This is a genomic window from Kitasatospora sp. NPDC056531, assembly GCF_042794375.1.
In the GTDB taxonomy this organism is placed as follows: Bacteria; Actinomycetota; Actinomycetes; order Streptomycetales; family Streptomycetaceae; genus Kitasatospora.
The window spans coordinates 1-941 of record NZ_JBHTTU010000315.1 but is presented as its reverse complement, the minus strand read 5'-3'; the positions used below and the strand labels follow the sequence as shown (position 1 = coordinate 941).

The 941-nt window shown below is 74.5% G+C and carries 3 protein-coding genes; all 3 read left to right on the top strand.

What is annotated here, in order from left to right; genetic code table 11:
* Nucleotides 1-405: TetR family transcriptional regulator C-terminal domain-containing protein (locus ACFQ87_RS46010; protein WP_380617012.1), on the top strand; the 405-nt coding region annotated here is incomplete at its 5' end.
* An 80-nt stretch (nucleotides 406-485) separates the two neighbouring features.
* Entirely contained in the window at nucleotides 486-611 is a 126-nt protein-coding gene (locus tag ACFQ87_RS46005) for a hypothetical protein (protein WP_380617011.1), read from the top strand.
* Nucleotides 608-941 (top strand): SDR family NAD(P)-dependent oxidoreductase (locus tag ACFQ87_RS46000; RefSeq protein WP_380617010.1); only part of this gene is annotated, 334 nt, incomplete at its 3' end. The genes ACFQ87_RS46005 and ACFQ87_RS46000, both read left to right, overlap by 4 nt.

Here is a 941-nt window from a genome sequence, read left to right as displayed (position 1 = left end):
CTGGAGCGCTACAGCGAGCAGCAGGACCCGGACCGGCTGAACGACCTGTCGCAGCCCGGCCCGGTGCTGCCTGCCGTCCGGGCCCTGGTGCGCCGGTATGCGGAGGCGGGGGAGGAGGACCGCAGGCGCGGTTGCTTCGTCACCAACACCGCGGTCGAACTCGCCCCGCACGACCCGGCGGCCGCCCGCAGGGTCGAGGCCAGCCTCGACCACCTGGAGACCGCGCTGACCTCGGCCCTGCTGCGGGCCCGGGCGCAGGGCGAACTGTCGGCGGACCGGGAGCCGCGGGCGCTGGCCCGGATGCTGGTGGTGCTCCTGCAGGGGATCCGGGTGGTCGGCAAGGCCGCCGACGGCGGGACCCGCGCGCGGGACGCCGCCGAGCAGGCGCTGGCGCTGCTGGACTGACACCCGGCCCTTCGGGCGTCGGGGTCTCCGCTGTCCTCATTCTGGACCGAACGATCTCTATGGATTTGTCCGGGGGTTTCATGAGTGTCGCCACGGCCGGCCGGTCCGGCTTCGCGCTGCTCACCGCCCTGGCGGTCGCCGCACTGCCCCGAACCACCATCACCACATCAGAACGCACCACTCGGATCAAGGAGTTCACACCATGACCACGCGTTTCGCCGACAAGTCCGTCCTGGTCACCGGCGGCGGCAGCGGCATCGGGCGGGGCATCGCGCTCGCCTTCGCCCTGGAGGGCGCCCGGGTCGCCGTCGCCGGGCGCAGCGCCGGGCCGCTGGCCGAGACCGTCGAGCTGATCGAGCGGGCCGGGGGCAAGGCCGTCGCGCTGACCGGCGACGTGACGGACGGCCAGGACGCCGCCCGGCTGGTCCGGGAGACCGTCGAGCGGTTCGGCGGGCTGGACGTCGCCGTCAACAACGCCGGGGTGCTCGGCGCGCTCGGCCCGGTCGCCGAGATCGACGAGGCCGACTTCCGGCGGG